9 protein-coding genes are annotated in these 14,937 nt (G+C 66.7%); 4 read left to right on the top strand and 5 right to left on the bottom strand.

What is annotated here, in order from left to right; translation table 11 throughout:
- Positions 1 to 13 precede the first annotated feature (13 nt).
- The 3 genes from EL288_RS06735 to EL288_RS06725 all read right to left on the bottom strand — a co-directional run bounded on the left by EL288_RS06735 (position 14) and on the right by EL288_RS06725 (position 5,781).
- On the bottom strand, positions 14 to 2,884 hold the full coding sequence (locus tag EL288_RS06735) for a 2-oxoglutarate dehydrogenase E1 component (protein WP_003813631.1): 2,871 nt from the start codon (positions 2,882 to 2,884) through the stop codon (positions 14 to 16).
- A gap of 324 nt (positions 2,885 to 3,208) precedes the next feature.
- Positions 3,209 to 5,257: an OPT family oligopeptide transporter gene (locus tag EL288_RS06730; protein WP_010930203.1), complete on the bottom strand. Its 2,049-nt coding sequence runs from the start codon at positions 5,255 to 5,257 to the stop codon at positions 3,209 to 3,211.
- 38 nt (positions 5,258 to 5,295) lie between these two features.
- The gene (locus EL288_RS06725; RefSeq protein ID WP_126621903.1) at positions 5,296 to 5,781 is read right to left on the bottom strand and encodes an Lrp/AsnC family transcriptional regulator; all 486 of its coding nucleotides are present in this window, start codon (positions 5,779 to 5,781) and stop codon (positions 5,296 to 5,298) included.
- A 122-nt stretch (positions 5,782 to 5,903) separates the two neighbouring features.
- Here EL288_RS06725 and mdeB point away from each other — a divergent pair, with 122 nt between their 5' ends.
- The 4 genes from mdeB (at position 5,904) to EL288_RS06705 (ending at position 12,409) form a co-directional block, all read left to right on the top strand.
- Positions 5,904 to 8,600: an alpha-ketoglutarate dehydrogenase gene (mdeB, locus tag EL288_RS06720; protein WP_010926927.1), complete on the top strand. Its 2,697-nt coding sequence runs from the start codon at positions 5,904 to 5,906 to the stop codon at positions 8,598 to 8,600.
- A gap of 153 nt (positions 8,601 to 8,753) precedes the next feature.
- The gene (locus EL288_RS06715) at positions 8,754 to 11,036 is read left to right on the top strand and encodes an NADP-dependent malic enzyme (RefSeq protein ID WP_033446507.1); all 2,283 of its coding nucleotides are present in this window, start codon (positions 8,754 to 8,756) and stop codon (positions 11,034 to 11,036) included.
- Between the two features lie 174 nt (positions 11,037 to 11,210).
- A complete protein-coding gene (locus EL288_RS06710; RefSeq protein ID WP_010926928.1) occupies positions 11,211 to 11,846 on the top strand; it encodes a fimbrial protein in 636 nt (211 codons plus the stop codon).
- 110 nt (positions 11,847 to 11,956) lie between these two features.
- Complete coding sequence (locus EL288_RS06705; RefSeq protein ID WP_003813640.1) at positions 11,957 to 12,409, top strand: DUF2214 family protein; 453 nt, start codon at positions 11,957 to 11,959, stop codon at positions 12,407 to 12,409.
- A 15-nt stretch (positions 12,410 to 12,424) separates the two neighbouring features.
- Here EL288_RS06705 and EL288_RS06700 read toward each other — a convergent pair whose 3' ends face one another.
- Positions 12,425 to 13,534 (bottom strand): hypothetical protein, encoded by a 1,110-nt coding sequence (locus tag EL288_RS06700; protein WP_225665550.1) that lies wholly within the window; start codon positions 13,532 to 13,534, stop codon positions 12,425 to 12,427.
- 91 nt (positions 13,535 to 13,625) lie between these two features.
- Entirely contained in the window at positions 13,626 to 14,936 is a 1,311-nt protein-coding gene (locus EL288_RS06695; protein ID WP_003813645.1) for a citrate synthase, read from the bottom strand.
- Between the last annotated feature and the right edge of the window lies 1 nt (position 14,937).

Below are 14,937 nucleotides of genomic sequence, written 5' to 3'. Positions count from 1 at the left end.
TCAGCGGCTGTTGTTACTTGGTCAGCATGAAGCCCTTGTACTTGGCGGCGAAGGCCTGCTCGATGAGCGCCTTCTGCTGCTCCTGGTGCTTGGCCAGGTAGCCCACCGCCGGCGAGGCCGAAGCGGCGCGGCCCGCGTAGCCCAGCTTCTGGCCGTCGGCCATGTTTTCGTACAAATGGTGCTGCACATAGAACCACGGGCCCTGGTTCTGCGGCTCGTCCTGCACCCAGATCACCTCGGTGGCCTTGGGGTACTTGCGCAGCTCGGTCTCGAACGCCTTGTGCGCGAACGGATACAGCTGCTCGACGCGGACGATCGCCACGTGGTCGGCGCCACGCTCGCGGCGGGCGTTGACCAGGTCGTAGTAGACCTTGCCCGAGCAGGCCAGCACGCGCTTGACCGAGGCGGCCTTGATCGACTCGTCGACCTCGCCGATCACCGGGCGGAAGCTGCCGCCGGCCAGATCGGTCAGGGGCGAGCCGGCATCCTTGTTGCGCAGCAGGGACTTGGGCGTGAAGATGACCAGCGGCTTGCGGAACGGGCGGATCATCTGGCGACGCAGCAGGTGGAAGATCTGCGCGGCCGAGGTCGGCTGCACCACCTGGATGTTGTGGTCGGCGCACAGCTGCAGGAAGCGCTCGATGCGGCCCGACGAGTGTTCCGGACCCTGGCCTTCGTAGCCGTGCGGCAGCATCAGGGTCAGGCCCGACTGGCGGCCCCACTTGGCTTCGCCGGCGGTGATGAACTGGTCGATGACGACCTGCGCGCCGTTGACGAAGTCGCCGAACTGGGCTTCCCAGATGGTCAGCGTGTTGGGTTCGGCCGACGAGTAGCCGTATTCGAATGCCAGCACCGCCTCTTCGGACAGCACCGAGTCGATCACGGTGAACGGCGCCTGGCCTTCCGAGACGTTCTGCAGCGGCACGTAGAAGCCGTCGTTCCAGCGCTCGCGGTTCTGGTCGTGCAGCACGGCGTGGCGGTGCGTGAACGTGCCGCGGCCCGAGTCCTGGCCGGTGATGCGCACGGCGTAGCCCGAGGCCACCAGCGTGGCGAAGGCCAGGTGCTCGCCCATGCCCCAGTCGAGGTTGACCTCGCCCTTGGCCATGTTGCGGCGGTCATTGAGCAGCTTGGCGACCAGCGGGTGCACCGTGAAGCCCTCGGGCACGGTGGTGATGCGCTCGCCGATGCGCTTGAGCTCGGCCAGCGGCACGGCGGTATCGGCCTGGTCGGTCCACTTGGCGCCCAGGAACGGCGACCAGTCGATGGCGTACTTGCTCTTGTAGTCGGTCAGCACCGGCTCGATGGTGCGCTGGCCGTCTTCCATCAGCTGGCGGTAATCCTTGACCAGCTGGTCGGCATCGCCCTCGGCCAGCACGCCCTGCGTGGTCAGCTTGTCGGCGTACAGCTTGCGGGTGCCGGGGTGGTGGCCGATGCGCTTGTACATCAGCGGCTGCGTCAGCGAGGGGGTGTCCTGCTCGTTGTGGCCCAGCTTGCGGAAGCAGACGATGTCGAGCACCACGTCGTGGCGGAACTGCATGCGGTAGTCCAGCGCCAGGCGGGTGGCGAACACCACGGCCTCGGGATCGTCGCCGTTGACGTGGAACACCGGCGCTTCGATCATCTTGACCACGTCGGTGCAATACAGCGTCGAGCGCGAGTCGCGCGGATCCGAGGTGGTGAAGCCGATCTGGTTGTTGATGACGATGTGCAGCGTGCCGCCCGTACCGTAACCGCGCGTCTGCGCCAGGTTCAGCGTTTCCATCACCACGCCCTGGCCGGCGAAGGCGGCGTCGCCGTGCACCAGCACCGGCAGCACCTGCTTGCCCTCGCCGTCGCCGCGGCGTTCCTGGCGCGCGCGCACGCTGCCCTCGACCACCGGGTTGACGATTTCCAGGTGCGACGGGTTGAAGGCCAGCGACAGGTGCACCGGACCGCCACGGGTGGACAAGTCGCTGGAGAAACCGTTGTGGTACTTCACGTCGCCGTCGGTCAGGCCTTCGGCGTGCTTGCCTTCGAACTCGGCAAACAGGTCGCCGGGCATCTTGCCCATGATGTTGACCAGCAGGTTCAGGCGGCCGCGGTGGGCCATGCCGACCACGATTTCCTGCACGCCCGATTCACCGGCGTGGTTGACCACCTCGTCCATCGAGGCGATGAAGCTCTCGCCGCCTTCCAGCGAGAAACGCTTCTGGCCCACGTACTTGGTGTGCAGGAAGCGCTCGAGGCCTTCGGATTCGGTCAGCTGCTGCAGGATGTGGCGCTTTTCCTCGGTGGAGAACACCGGCGCGCTGAAGGTCGACTCGAGGCGCTGCTGGATCCAGCGCTTGGCGGCCGGATCGGAAATATGCATGAACTCCGCGCCCACCGAGCGGCAATACGTGTCGCGCAGCGCCTTCAGGATGTCGCGCAGCGTCATGGTGCTGGCGGTCGTGAAGTAGGTGTTGGTGGCGGAGTAGACCTGGTCCAGGTCGGCTTCGGTCAGGCCGTAGAACGCCGGGTCCAGTTCGGGGATGGCGGGACGCTCCTGGCGCTTGAGCGGATCCAGGTCGGCCCAGCGGGAACCCAGCGAGCGGTAGGCGGCGATCAGCGACTGCACCGACACCTGCTTGGAGGCTACCGACAGGTCGGGCTCGGCGACGCGCTGCACGAAGGCATTGGCGCGGGCGCGTTGCGCAAACGATTCTACGATGGGAGCGTGGGCCTGGTCGCGGGTGGCTTCCTGGCCATCGGTGGCGGGCGAGTGCTGCAGCTGGTCGAAGTATTCACGCCAGTTGTCGGGCACCGAGCCGGGATTGTCGAGATACGATTCGTAGAGCTCTTCGACGTACGGGGCGTTACCCCCGAACAGATAGGACGTGGATAGGGATTCTGATTCCGTAGACATAAATCGCTTCACCTTGACGAGTGCTTCACTCGATACGATGCAGGAAAACCTTCCGCGACACGGGCTTCCCGTTTAGCGGATAGCAGGGGCAGAAGGCACGTACAAGCCTCGAAAGCCGTATAGCCGCAGTATACCCCTTGAGTCTGCGGCCGTCTTGCTGCAACGGCATGACAGGACCGAGCTTGCGGCATGCCCTCATTCCCGCCCAGAATACCTCTCGCAACACCGCGCATGTCGCGCCGATTGCCGGGCAATATCGGCAATCGGCGCAAGCCGGATCATCCCGCCCTGTGTCGCGAAAACGACGCCAGGCAGGCAGCCTGGCTAGGCCTGTTCCGGCCGGGTCCGCACTACCCGGCGATAAATCCATACGGCCACGGCCGCGAAAACCACGAAACCCAGCCATTCCGCGGTCGGGCCGAAGCCCGCGCCGACCACGGCCAGGGGCGCCTCGTCGCCGGTGGCGCCGATGACGGCTGCCAGCAGCACCCCAACCAGGCTCTCGCCCACGATCAAGCCGGACGCCACCAGCACGCCGCGGCGATTGGGCCCTTCGGCATAGCGCTCGTAGTCCTGCCCGGCGGCGGCGGCCCGGCGGCGCAGCGCGCCCTCCAGGAGCCAGGCCAGCACCGCCCCGACCACGATGGGCGCGCTGGCCGACGGCGGCAAGTAAATGCCGATGCCCACCGCCAGCACCGGCAGGCGCGCCACCCGGCAGGTGCGCCGCAGCACCTGGTCGATCACGATCAGCGCCACGCCCACGCCCATGCCGATCAGGATCATGGTCCAGTTCAACTGATGGGTGAAGATGCCTTGCGCGATGGCCAGCATCAGCGTCGCCTGGGGCGCCGCCAGCGCCTGCGACGGATCCATGCCCGGGCGCGGCAAGGCGTCGCCGAAGCCATAGGCGTTGTACAGCAGCTCCAGCACGGGCGAGATGACCGCCGCCCCGACGACGCAGCCGATCAGCAGCGCGACCTGCTGGCGCCAGGGCGTCGCCCCCACCAGCCAGCCGGTCTTGAGGTCCTGCAGGTTGTCGTTCGAAATGGAGGCCACCGCCACCACGGCCGAGGTCGTGAAGATCGCCAGGGCGATGCCCATCTGCAGCCCCTGCGGCGTGGCCAGCAGGCCATCGCCGCGCTGGATGGCCAGCATGAGCAGCGACACCAGCACGATCGCCACGATGCCGACGCCGGAAATCGGGCTGGTCGACGAGCCGATCAGCCCCGCCATGTAGCCACAGGCCGCCGCCACCAGGAACCCGAAGACGAAGGCGAACACCACGGCGTAGGCCACCAGCCCCCAGCGCGCGCCCGGCGAGAGCACGGCCGGCTGCAGGAAAGCGGCGAACACGCCTACCAGCACGGCGACCAGCGCCAGGGTGATGAGCGAGATCCAGCGCGAGGGCAGGTCGCGCTCGGTGCGCGGGGCGCTGCCATAGGCCGCCTCCCCGCTGCGGCCAAAGGCCGCGAACGACGTACGCACGCCGCGCACCATGGGCATGAACAGCGTGGCCAGCGTCCAGATGGCCCCCACGCCGATGACGCCGGCGCCGATGAAGCGCACCTGCGACGCCCACAGGCTGTTGGCGAAGGCGCTGATGGACTGGCCATCCGGCATGGGCGTGGTTGCGGTCAGCACGGGCACCGCGACCAGCCAGGCGATCAGCAGCCCGACCAGCATGGCCACGCCGGCGACGATGCCGATCAGATAGCCGGCGCCCAGCAATGCCAGCGAAAAGCCCATGGGCAGGCGGAACACCGACGCGCCGAGCTGGCCCCACCAGCTGAAGCTGTCGCCCAGCACCCGCAGGCCGCCGGTGGCCAGGCTGACCAGCGCGGCCACGCCGCCGCCCGCCAGGATGTCGCCCATGCCGGATGCGCCCCGGCGGCCCGGGGCCGTGTCAGGCGCCTCGGCGCTGCCCACCCGCAGGATTTCGGCCGCCGCCACGCCTTCGGGGTAAGGCAGGTCGCTTTGCACCACCATGATGTGGCGCAGCGGAATCGTGAACATCACCCCCAGCATGCCGCCGGCGCCGCAGATGGCCAGGGTCTGCCAGAACGGGAAGCCCTGCCAGTGCCCCATCATGACCAGGGCGGGCAGGATGAAGATGATGGCCGACAAGGTGCCGGCGGCCGAGGCCTGCGTCTGCACCATGTTGTTCTCCAGGATGTTGGCGTCGCGAAACATCCGCAGCACCGACATGGAGATCACCGCGGCCGGGATCGCCGAGGAAAACGTCAGGCCGACCTTCAGGCCCAGAAAGACATTGGAAGCCGTGAAGATGACGGTGATCAGCGCCCCCAGCAAGACGCCGCGCAGCGTCAGCTCGGGCAGGGTCACGCTATCGGGAATGCGGGTTGCATCAGCCATGAGCGATCCGGAACATAAAGGGAAAACCCGCAATTTTACTACGGCCCGCTTCCCTGCCTGAGCGGCAGGGCCGTCTGGTACTTGACTTGCTTGAGCGCGAACCCGGAGCGGATGTTCTTCACGCCAGGAATGCGCGACAGGCGATTGACGATGAAACGCTCCAGTCCCGGCATGTCGGCCACCACCACCCGCAGCAGATAGTCCGCATCGCCCGTCATGAGGTAGCACTCCATCACTTCGGGACAGTCGGCCATGGCGCCCTGGAACCGCTCCAGCTCGCTTTCGACCTGCTTCTCCAGGCTGACCTGGATGAACACATTCAGGTTCAGGCCCAGTTGCGCCGGATCGGCCAGCGCCACATAGCCGCGGATGATCCCGGCGGCCTCCAGGGCCTTGACGCGGGCCAGGCACGGCGAGGGCGACAGATGCACCCGGCGCGCCAGCTCGACGTTGGTGAGGCTGGCATCGGTCTGCAACAGGTCCAGGATCCGGCGATCAATGGCATCCAGCGCGTGTGGCGGCATATTAAGCTCCATAAAGTATCGATCACAGCATTTCATGCCTAATGAATCGGCATTTTGGCGCATTTTCGATGACTCATGCCAGCACTAAAGCGCTAGCATGGATGCAAATAGGAGACAAAGCCATGTGCAACGCCCAGGCCGGCGCCACGCCGCCACAGATCCCGGATCCCGACCCCGTCGAAACCGCCGAATGGCGCGAGGCGCTGGACTCGCTGACCCAGGCCGGCGGCCCCGAACGGGCCGCCTATGTGCTGCAGCAACTGCTGGCGCGGGCCACCGCGCTGGGGGTGCGCGCGCCGGGCATCACGCGTACGGCCTATCTCAACACCATCGCGGCCGACCAGGAGCCGCCCTTTCCCGGCAACCTGTCGCTGGAAGAGCGCATCGCCTCCATCAACCGCTGGAACGCGCTGGCCATGGTGGTGCGCGCCAACCAGGCCCATGGCGAACTGGGCGGCCACATCGCCAGCTATGCGTCGGCGGCCGACCTGTTCGAAGTGGGTTTCAACCATTTCTTCCGCGCGCCCGCGCCCGGCTTCGGCGGCGACCTGGTCTACATGCAGCCGCACTCGGCGCCGGGCATCTATGCCCGCGCCTATCTGGAAGGTTTCCTGAACGACGTCGACCTGGCGCATTTCCGCCAGGAAATCACGGCCGGGGCACAGGGACTGCGAGGCCTGTCTTCCTATCCGCACCCCTGGCTGATGCCGGACTTCTGGCAATTCCCCACCGGCTCGATGGGCATCGGCCCCATCAATGCCATCTACCAGGCCCGCTTCATGCGCTACCTGGAACACCGTTCGCTGGCCATGCCTTCGGACCGCAAGGTCTGGGGCATTTTCGGCGACGGGGAAATGGACGAACCCGAATCCATCGCCGCGCTGACGCTAGCCGCGCGCGAGCGCCTGGACAACCTGGTGTTCGTGATCAACTGCAACCTGCAGCGCCTCGACGGCCCGGTACGCGGCAATGGCCGCATCATCGACGAGCTGGAAACGCTGTACGCCGGCGCCGGCTGGAATGTCATCAAGCTGGTCTGGGGCGGAGACTGGGACGCCCTGCTGCGGCGCGATCCCGATGGCGTGCTGGCCGGCACGTTCTCGCACACGGTGGACGGGCAGTTCCAGACCTTCGCCGCCAATGACGGCGCCTACAACCGCCAGCACTTCTTCGGGCAGGATCCGCGGCTGAGCGCGCTGGTGGCGGACTGGTCCGACGAGGCGATCGACCGCCTGCGCCGCGGCGGCCACGACATGGTCAAGATCCACGCCGCCTATCACCGCGCCACGCACCACCGCGGCCAGCCCACCGTCATCCTGGCGCAGACCAAGAAGGGGTTCGGCATGGGCACCGCCGGACAGGGCAAGATGACCACGCACCAGCAGAAGAAGCTGGACGACGAAGCCCTGCTGGCGTTCCGCGACCGTTTCGCGCTGCCCATCTCCGACGCCGACTGCCTGGCGTTGAAGTTCTACAAGCCGGCCGAGGACAGCGCCGAGCTGCGCTACCTGGAGTCGCGCCGCGCGGCCCTGGGCGGCTACCTGCCGCGGCGCCGCACCGAAGCCCCGCGCCTGGCGCCGCCGCCGGTGGCCGACTGGGCCCGGTTCGCGCTGCAGGCCGCGGGCAAGGAAATGTCCTCGACCATGGCCATCGTGCGCATGCTCACCGCCTTGCTGAAGGACCCGCAACTGGGGCCGCGCATCGTGCCCATCGTGGCCGACGAAGCGCGCACGTTCGGCATGGCCAACCTGTTCCGCCAGGTAGGCATCTACTCGGCGCAGGGACAACTGTACGAACCGGAAGACATTGGCTCGGTGCTGGCGTACCGCGAAGCGCGCGACGGCCAGATCCTGGAAGAAGGCATTACCGAAGCCGGCGCGATCTCGTCCTGGACCGCGGCCGGCACCAGCTATTCGGTCAATGGCCTGCCCATGCTGCCTTTCTATATCTATTACTCGATGTTCGGCTTCCAGCGCATCGGCGACCTGATCTGGGCGGCGGCCGACCAGCGCACGCGGGGCTTTCTCATCGGCGCAACGTCCGGGCGCACGACGCTGGGCGGCGAAGGCCTGCAGCACCAGGACGGCTACAGCCACCTGGCCGCGGCGGCGGTGCCGAATTGCCGCGCCTACGATCCCGCCTATGCGTACGAAGTGGCCGTCCTGGTCGAGCACGGCATGCAGCGCATGCTCGACGAACAGTGCGATGAGTTCTACTACCTGACCGTCACCAACGAAAACCTGGCCCAGCCCGACATGCCCGAGGGCGAGGAAACGCGCACGGGCATCCTGCGCGGCATGCACCGCGTGCGGGCCGCCGACGCCACCCCGCAGGTGCGCCTGCTGGGCGCCGGTCCGATGCTCGACGAGGCCATGCGCGCGGCGCAATTGCTGCGCGATGAGCACGGCGTGGACGCGGAAGTCTGGAGCGTGACCAGCTTTTCGGAGCTGGCGCGCGGCGGGCGCGGCGCCGAGCGCGCCCAGGCGCTGGGACTGCCCTGCCCCGACGGCAACTGGCTGGCGCAATGCCTGGGCGACCAGGCCACCCCGGTGGTTGCCGTCAGCGACTATGTCCGCGCCGTGCCGGAGCAGATCCGCGCCTGGGTCCCCGGCCCGTACCGCGTGCTGGGCACCGACGGCTTCGGCCGCAGCGACACGCGCGCCCGGTTGCGCGACTTCTTCGAGGTCGGCGCGCCCTGGATCGTCCTGCACGCGCTGGACCTGCTGGCGCGCGAGGACAGCGCCTGGCAGCCTGCGCTGCAGGCCCGGCGCGAGCAATTGCAGGCTGCCACGCGCAACGTCCCCTCCTGGCAGTCGTGACGGCCGCATCGGCCGGGACGTGGCCCGGCCGATGCCGTCTTCGCTGCGGTGCAGCAAGCACAGTACGGCGCTTTCTGTTGAAATAGGGGGTTCCCCTCGGATTTCAGCTTTTCCGTTATTTCCCTCAGTTTGCGCCGCAAAGGTTGTGCACCCATGGACGAAAATCTCACCAAACTGGCGTTGGATTACCACGCTTATCCCACCCCGGGCAAAATCTCGGTTACCCCGACCAAGACGCTGGCCAATCAGGACGACCTGTCGCTGGCCTACTCGCCCGGCGTGGCCGCGGCCTGCATGGCGATTTTCGACCAGGGCAATGACGCAGCATCGAAATACACGTCGCGCTCCAACCTGGTCGGCGTGATCACCAACGGGACGGCCGTGCTGGGCCTGGGCAACATCGGCCCGCTGGCCGCCAAGCCGGTCATGGAAGGCAAGGGCTGCCTGTTCAAGAAATTCGCCGGCATCGACGTGTTCGATATCGAGCTGGCCGAGAACGACCCCGACAAGCTGGTCGACATCATCGCCGCGCTCGAGCCGACGCTGGGCGGCGTGAACCTCGAGGACATCAAGGCGCCCGAGTGCTTCTATATCGAGAAGAAGCTGCGCGAGCGCATGAACATCCCGGTGTTCCACGATGACCAGCATGGCACCGCCATCATTTCGTCGGCGGCCATCCTCAATGGCCTGAAAGTCGTCGGCAAGGACATCGGCCAGGTCAAGCTGGCCTGCTCGGGCGCCGGCGCCGCCGCGATCGCCTGCCTGGACCTGCTGGTGCACCTGGGCATCAAGCGCGAACACATCTACGTGGTGGACTCGCGCGGCGTCATCTGGGAAGGCCGTGACGAGAACATGGAGCCCAACAAGCGCCGCTACGCGCAGAAGACCGAGGCCCGTACGCTGGCCGACGTGGTCAACGGCGCCGACGTGTTCCTGGGTTGCTCGACCGCCGGCGTGCTGACGCCGGAAATGGTCAAGACCATGGCGGCGCAGCCGCTGATCCTGGCGCTGGCCAACCCTGAGCCGGAAATCCGCCCCGAGCTCGCCAAGGCGGCGCGGCCCGACTGCATCGTCGCCACCGGCCGTTCGGACTACCCGAACCAGGTCAACAACGTGCTTTGCTTCCCCTTCATTTTCCGCGGCGCCCTGGATGCCGGCGCCACGCGCATCACCGAGGAAATGAAGCTGGCGTGCGTCAAGGCCATCGCCGAGCTGGCCCAGGCCGAACAGAACGACGAAGTAGCGCGCGCCTATGCCGGCCAGGAGCTCAGCTTCGGCCCCGACTACATCATTCCCAAGCCGTTCGATCCCCGCCTGATCGTGCAGATCGCGCCGGCCGTGGCCCAAGCCGCCGCGGACTCCGGCGTCGCCACCCGTCCGATCGAGGACATCGAGGCCTATCGCCAGAAGCTGATGGGCTTCGTGTATCACTCCGGCCAGTTGATGCGTCCGCTGTTCCAGCAGGCCAAGCAGGCGCCCAAGCGCGTGGTGTATGCCGACGGCGAAGACGAGCGCGTGCTGCGCGCGGTACAGACCGTGATCGACGAGAAGCTGGCCGAGCCCATCCTGGTCGGCCGCCCGTCGGTGATCGAGATGCGCATCAAGAAGTTCGGCCTGCGCATGGTGCCGGGCCAGAACGTCGAGATCGTCGACCCCGAGGACGACAGCCGCTTCAACGACACCTGGAATGGCTACTATCAGCTGCGCGGCCGCGAAGGCGTGACACCGGCCATCGCCAAGGCGATGATCCGCAAGCACAACACGCTGATCGGCGCGATGCTGCTGCGTCGCGGCGATGCCGACGCGCTGCTGTGCGGCGTCGCCAGCAAGTACGACAACCAGCTCAAGTACGTGGAGGAGGTGATCGGCCGCAAGCCCGGCCAGACCTACGGCGCGCTGAATGTGCTGATGCTGCCGAACCAGACCCTGTTCGTCACCGACACGCACGTCAACGAGAACCCGTCGGCCGACGAAATCGCCAACATCACGATCCAGGCCGCCGAGGAGATGCTGCGCTTTGGCGTCATGCCGAAGATCGCGCTGCTGTCGCATTCCAACTTCGGCAGCCGGCCCACCGATTCGTCGCGCAAGATGGCCCATGCCCGCAAGCTGGTGGCCGAGCGCGCGCCGCATCTGGAGGTCGATGGCGAGATGCACGCCGACGCCGCGCTGTCGGAGTCGATCCGCCTGCAGGCCTACCCGGACAGCACGCTCAAGGGTCGCGCCAACCTGCTGGTCATGCCCAACCTCGATACCGGCAACATCACCTACAACATGCTGAAGATGACCGGCAGCAACGGGATTGCGATGGGCCCGATCCTGCTGGGTTCGGCCCGCCCGGTGCACATCCTGACCACCAGCGCCACCGTGCGCCGCATCGTCAACATGACGGCATTGGCAGTGGTGGACGCGCAGCAGGAAGCCGCCGAAGGCTGACGCTGATGCGCCGGCCCGGCGCCGCCATGGCGCCGGGCCCTGCATGCACGGGTCCAGTCCCGATAAAGGCCGCATGCAAAAGGGCTGTTTCCCACATCGGAATCAGCCCCCCCCCCCCCCCCCCCCTAAGACCTAAGATCGTGGCTCCATAACTCTTCTGGCGCCAAGACGCCCGTGTTACCCATGCAAGTCCCTTTCCAACGCGCCCTGCGCCTGTGCTTGCGGGCCGCTCTGGCGGCCATTGCGTCCGCGGCGCACGCCGACGACGGCACCATCGTCATCACCGGCACCATCACCGACACCACCTGCGTCATCGAGGACCCGGCCGGCCCCACGCACACCAAGGTGGTGCAATTGCCCAAGATATCCAAGAGCGCGCTGGCCAAGGATGGAGACGAAGCTGGCCGTACGCCCTTCCTGATCACGCTCAAGGACTGCCCCTCGTCCCTGAACAATGGTGTGAAAGCGTACTTCGAGCCTGGGCCGACCACCGACTACGCTACCGGCGACCTAAAGGCGTATTCGATCGCCTACAACAACAACCCCGCCACCACCCAAAATGCGATCATCGCTGCAAGCGAAGCGCAGGGCGTGCAAATCCGCATCTCCAACCAGAACGGCACCAAGATCCCCATGGGCGTGGACGCCGCCGCCCAGAACGCCCAGGCCTTCAACCCCGTCACCGACACCGCCGACAACGCCAAGAAGAAGGTCACGTTGCGCTACCTGGCATCGTACGTAAAGAAATCCGGCAACATTACTGCCGGGCAACTCACGACATACGTCGGTTTTTCCATGATCTATCCGTAACCCCGACTCCTGCCCTCCAGGCAGGCCAAGCGGGCTCTCGCGATCCTCCCGTCGTACTATCGAGACTGAGCGGCGGCTGTTACGGCCGCCGCCCCCATCCGGGAGACCCCATGCTGCAAGACGCCCTGCTCGCCTGGCTGCACTATCTGGCCATCTTCGTCCTGATCGTCCTCATGACCGCCGAAGCCGTGCTGCTGCGGCCCGGCATGTCCGCCCGGTCCGTGGGCCGGCTGGCGCTCTATGACCGCCTGTACCTGGCAAGCGCGCTCGCCGTGCTGGCCACCGGCGTCCTGCGCCTGACGCTGGGCGCCAAGGGCGCGGCCTTCTACATGGCCAACCCCTGGTTCCACGCCAAGATCGGGCTGTTCGTGCTGATCGCGCTCTGTTCCATCCCGCCCACCCTGGCCTTCCTGAGCTGGAAGAAGCAGTCGCTGTCGCAGCCGGGCTTCACCCCCGCCGATGCCGATATCCGGCGCGCGCGCCGCTGGGTGATGATCGAATCGCACCTGTTCATCTTCCTGCCGCTGTTCGCCGTGCTGATGGCGCGCGGCATCGGCATCTAGCGCATCTAGTGCATCTCAGCGCGGCGGGCAGGCGGCCCGCCGCGGCGCCGCCGCGTCGTTCCCGCCCACCGCGATGGCGGCAAAGCGCAGCACCCCTGCCTCATTGTTGGGAACCACGGCCAGCACCTCGCCACCACGCCCCTGCACGACGGCTTGGCCGTCTGCCACGTCAGGATGGCCGGCATACCGGGCGGACGCGCCGGCCGGCGGGCTGAAAATCCAGGCCCCGGGATGGCGCTCGCGCCATCCACGCCCCGCCGAGCGGACCTCCGTGCCGGCCGGATAATGCATGGGCCCGAAGGCCAGCGGGCAGGCCAGCTCGGCCCGCTCGAACGCATCGTAGCGCCGCTCGGCATCGAGCCGGATGATTGCCCCAGCCAGCCATACGCCGCCGATCCGCACCGCCATGTCAGGCTCCAGCCAGACCTGCCAGCGGTCGGGATCGACGTGGCCGTCGGTGTAGACCGTTCCCTCATGGGCCAGCAGGCGGGCGCCTGGCGGCACCTCCATCCCATCGGCGCGGTTGCCCTCGGCCAGCATGCATTCCTCGAACGCCGCGATGCGGCCATCGCGCCGGGTACTGAAGTGCATGGGGCTGGCCGCGTCGCAGCGCCACCCCTGTATGGCCTGCGTACCCGGACCGGTCACGCGCATGGTGAGCGGATAGGCCTCGGTCAGCTTGTAGGTATCCGGCTCGTGGTCCAGCGCGATGTAGCGCTCTATGCGCAGCGCCTGCAGTCCATGCGCGGATACCGGGTGCGGAAACTCGGCGCGGTTGTACGTGTCCGGCGAATGCGCCACCTCGAGGCTGAGCCGGGTGCCGGCGGGCATATCGATGCCGCCCACCCGGGCCGCTTCGGGCAGAGTGTAGTGGCGTGTCCGCCATTCCCGTTCGATCTCGTACCGGACATACGCCGCGACGCCCTGGAAATAGGCGAAATATCCGGCCAGCACGAGCAACACCGCATAGAGTCCGCCGCATGCCAGCCGGCGCCTGCCGAAGGCGCGCCGGGCGCGCCCGCTGAACGCCAGCGCCGCGCTCCACCCCAGCAGGGCCAATGCGCCCAGCGCCGAAGCCAGCAGCAGCAATACGAACGACAGGGAAGGCAGCGCGACAGGAATCATGCGCGGATGATAGCGGAGCCGGCCGTACAGATGGGCCGGCAAGAAAAAACCGCCCGAAGGCGGTTCTTTCAGTGGACGCGAGTACGCCGGATCAGCGCTTGTCCATGCCGGGCACGTCGCGCGTGACCGAACCGGTGAACAGCTGGCGCGGACGGCCGATCTTGTAGTCGGGGTCGGACAGCATTTCGTTCCACTGGGCGATCCAGCCCACCGTGCGGGCCAGCGCGAAGATGGCCGTGAACAGCGAGGTCGGGATGCCGATGGCGCGTTGCACGATACCCGAGTAGAAGTCGACGTTCGGGTACAGCTTGCGCTGCACGAAGTAGTCGTCTTCCAGGGCGATGCGCTCCAGTTCCATGGCCAGCTTGAACAGCGGGTCGTTCTCCAGGCCCAGCGCCACCAGGACTTCCTTGCACGTTTCCTGCATCAGCTTGGCGCGCGGATCGTAGTTCTTGTAGACGCGGTGGCCAAAGCCCATCAGGCGCACGCCCGAGTTCTTGTCCTTGACCTTTTCCATGAACTCGCCGACCTTGGCCACACCGCCGTTGGCCTGCAGTTCTTCGAGCATCTGCAGGCAGGCTTCGTTGGCGCCGCCGTGAGCCGGGCCCCACAGGCACGCCACGCCGGCGGCGATGGCGGCGAACGGATTGGTGCCCGACGAACCGCACAGGCGCACCGTCGAGGTCGAAGCGTTCTGCTCGTGGTCCGCATGCAGGATGAAGATGCGATCGAGCGCGCGCTCGACGACGTCATTGACCTTGTACTCTTCACACGGGGTCGCGAACATCATGCGCAGGAAGTTGCCGGTGTACGACAGGTCATTCTGCGGATAGATGAACGGCTGGCCTTGCGAATACTTGTACGCCATGGCGACCAGCGTCGGCATCTTGGCGATCAGGCGGATGGCCGAGACGTGGCGATGGTGCGGGTTGGTGATGTCGGTCGAGTCGTGGTAGAAAGCCGACAGCGCGCCCACCAGGCCCGTCAGCACCGCCATCGGGTGCGCGTCGCGGCGGAAGCCGCGCAGGAAGAAATGCAGCTGCTCGTTGACCATCGTGTGATGGGTCACCTGCGAGTCGAAATCCTGCTTCTGGCCGCCGTTGGGCAGCTCGCCGTTGAGGATCAGGTAGCAGATGTCGAGGAAGTCGCAATTGACGGCCAGCTGCTCGATGGGATAGCCGCGGTACAGCAGTTCGCCCTTGTCGCCGTCGATGTAGGTAATGCCCGAGGCGCAGGCGGCGGTGGACATGAAGCCGGGGTCGAACGTGAACATACCCGTCTGGCCATACAGCTTGCGGATGTCGATCACGTCCGGGCCGACCGTACCCTTGTAGACTGGGAATTCGATAGGAGCGCTGCCGTCCGAAAAGGATAGCGTGGCTTTTTTGTCAGACAGGTTCATC

Origin of the sequence: Bordetella bronchiseptica (genome assembly GCF_900636925.1) — a bacterium.
GTDB lineage: Bacteria > Pseudomonadota > Gammaproteobacteria > Burkholderiales > Burkholderiaceae_B > Bordetella > Bordetella pertussis.
The sequence above is the reverse complement of the archived record's forward strand: the minus strand, read 5'-3'. Positions and strand labels throughout refer to the sequence as shown.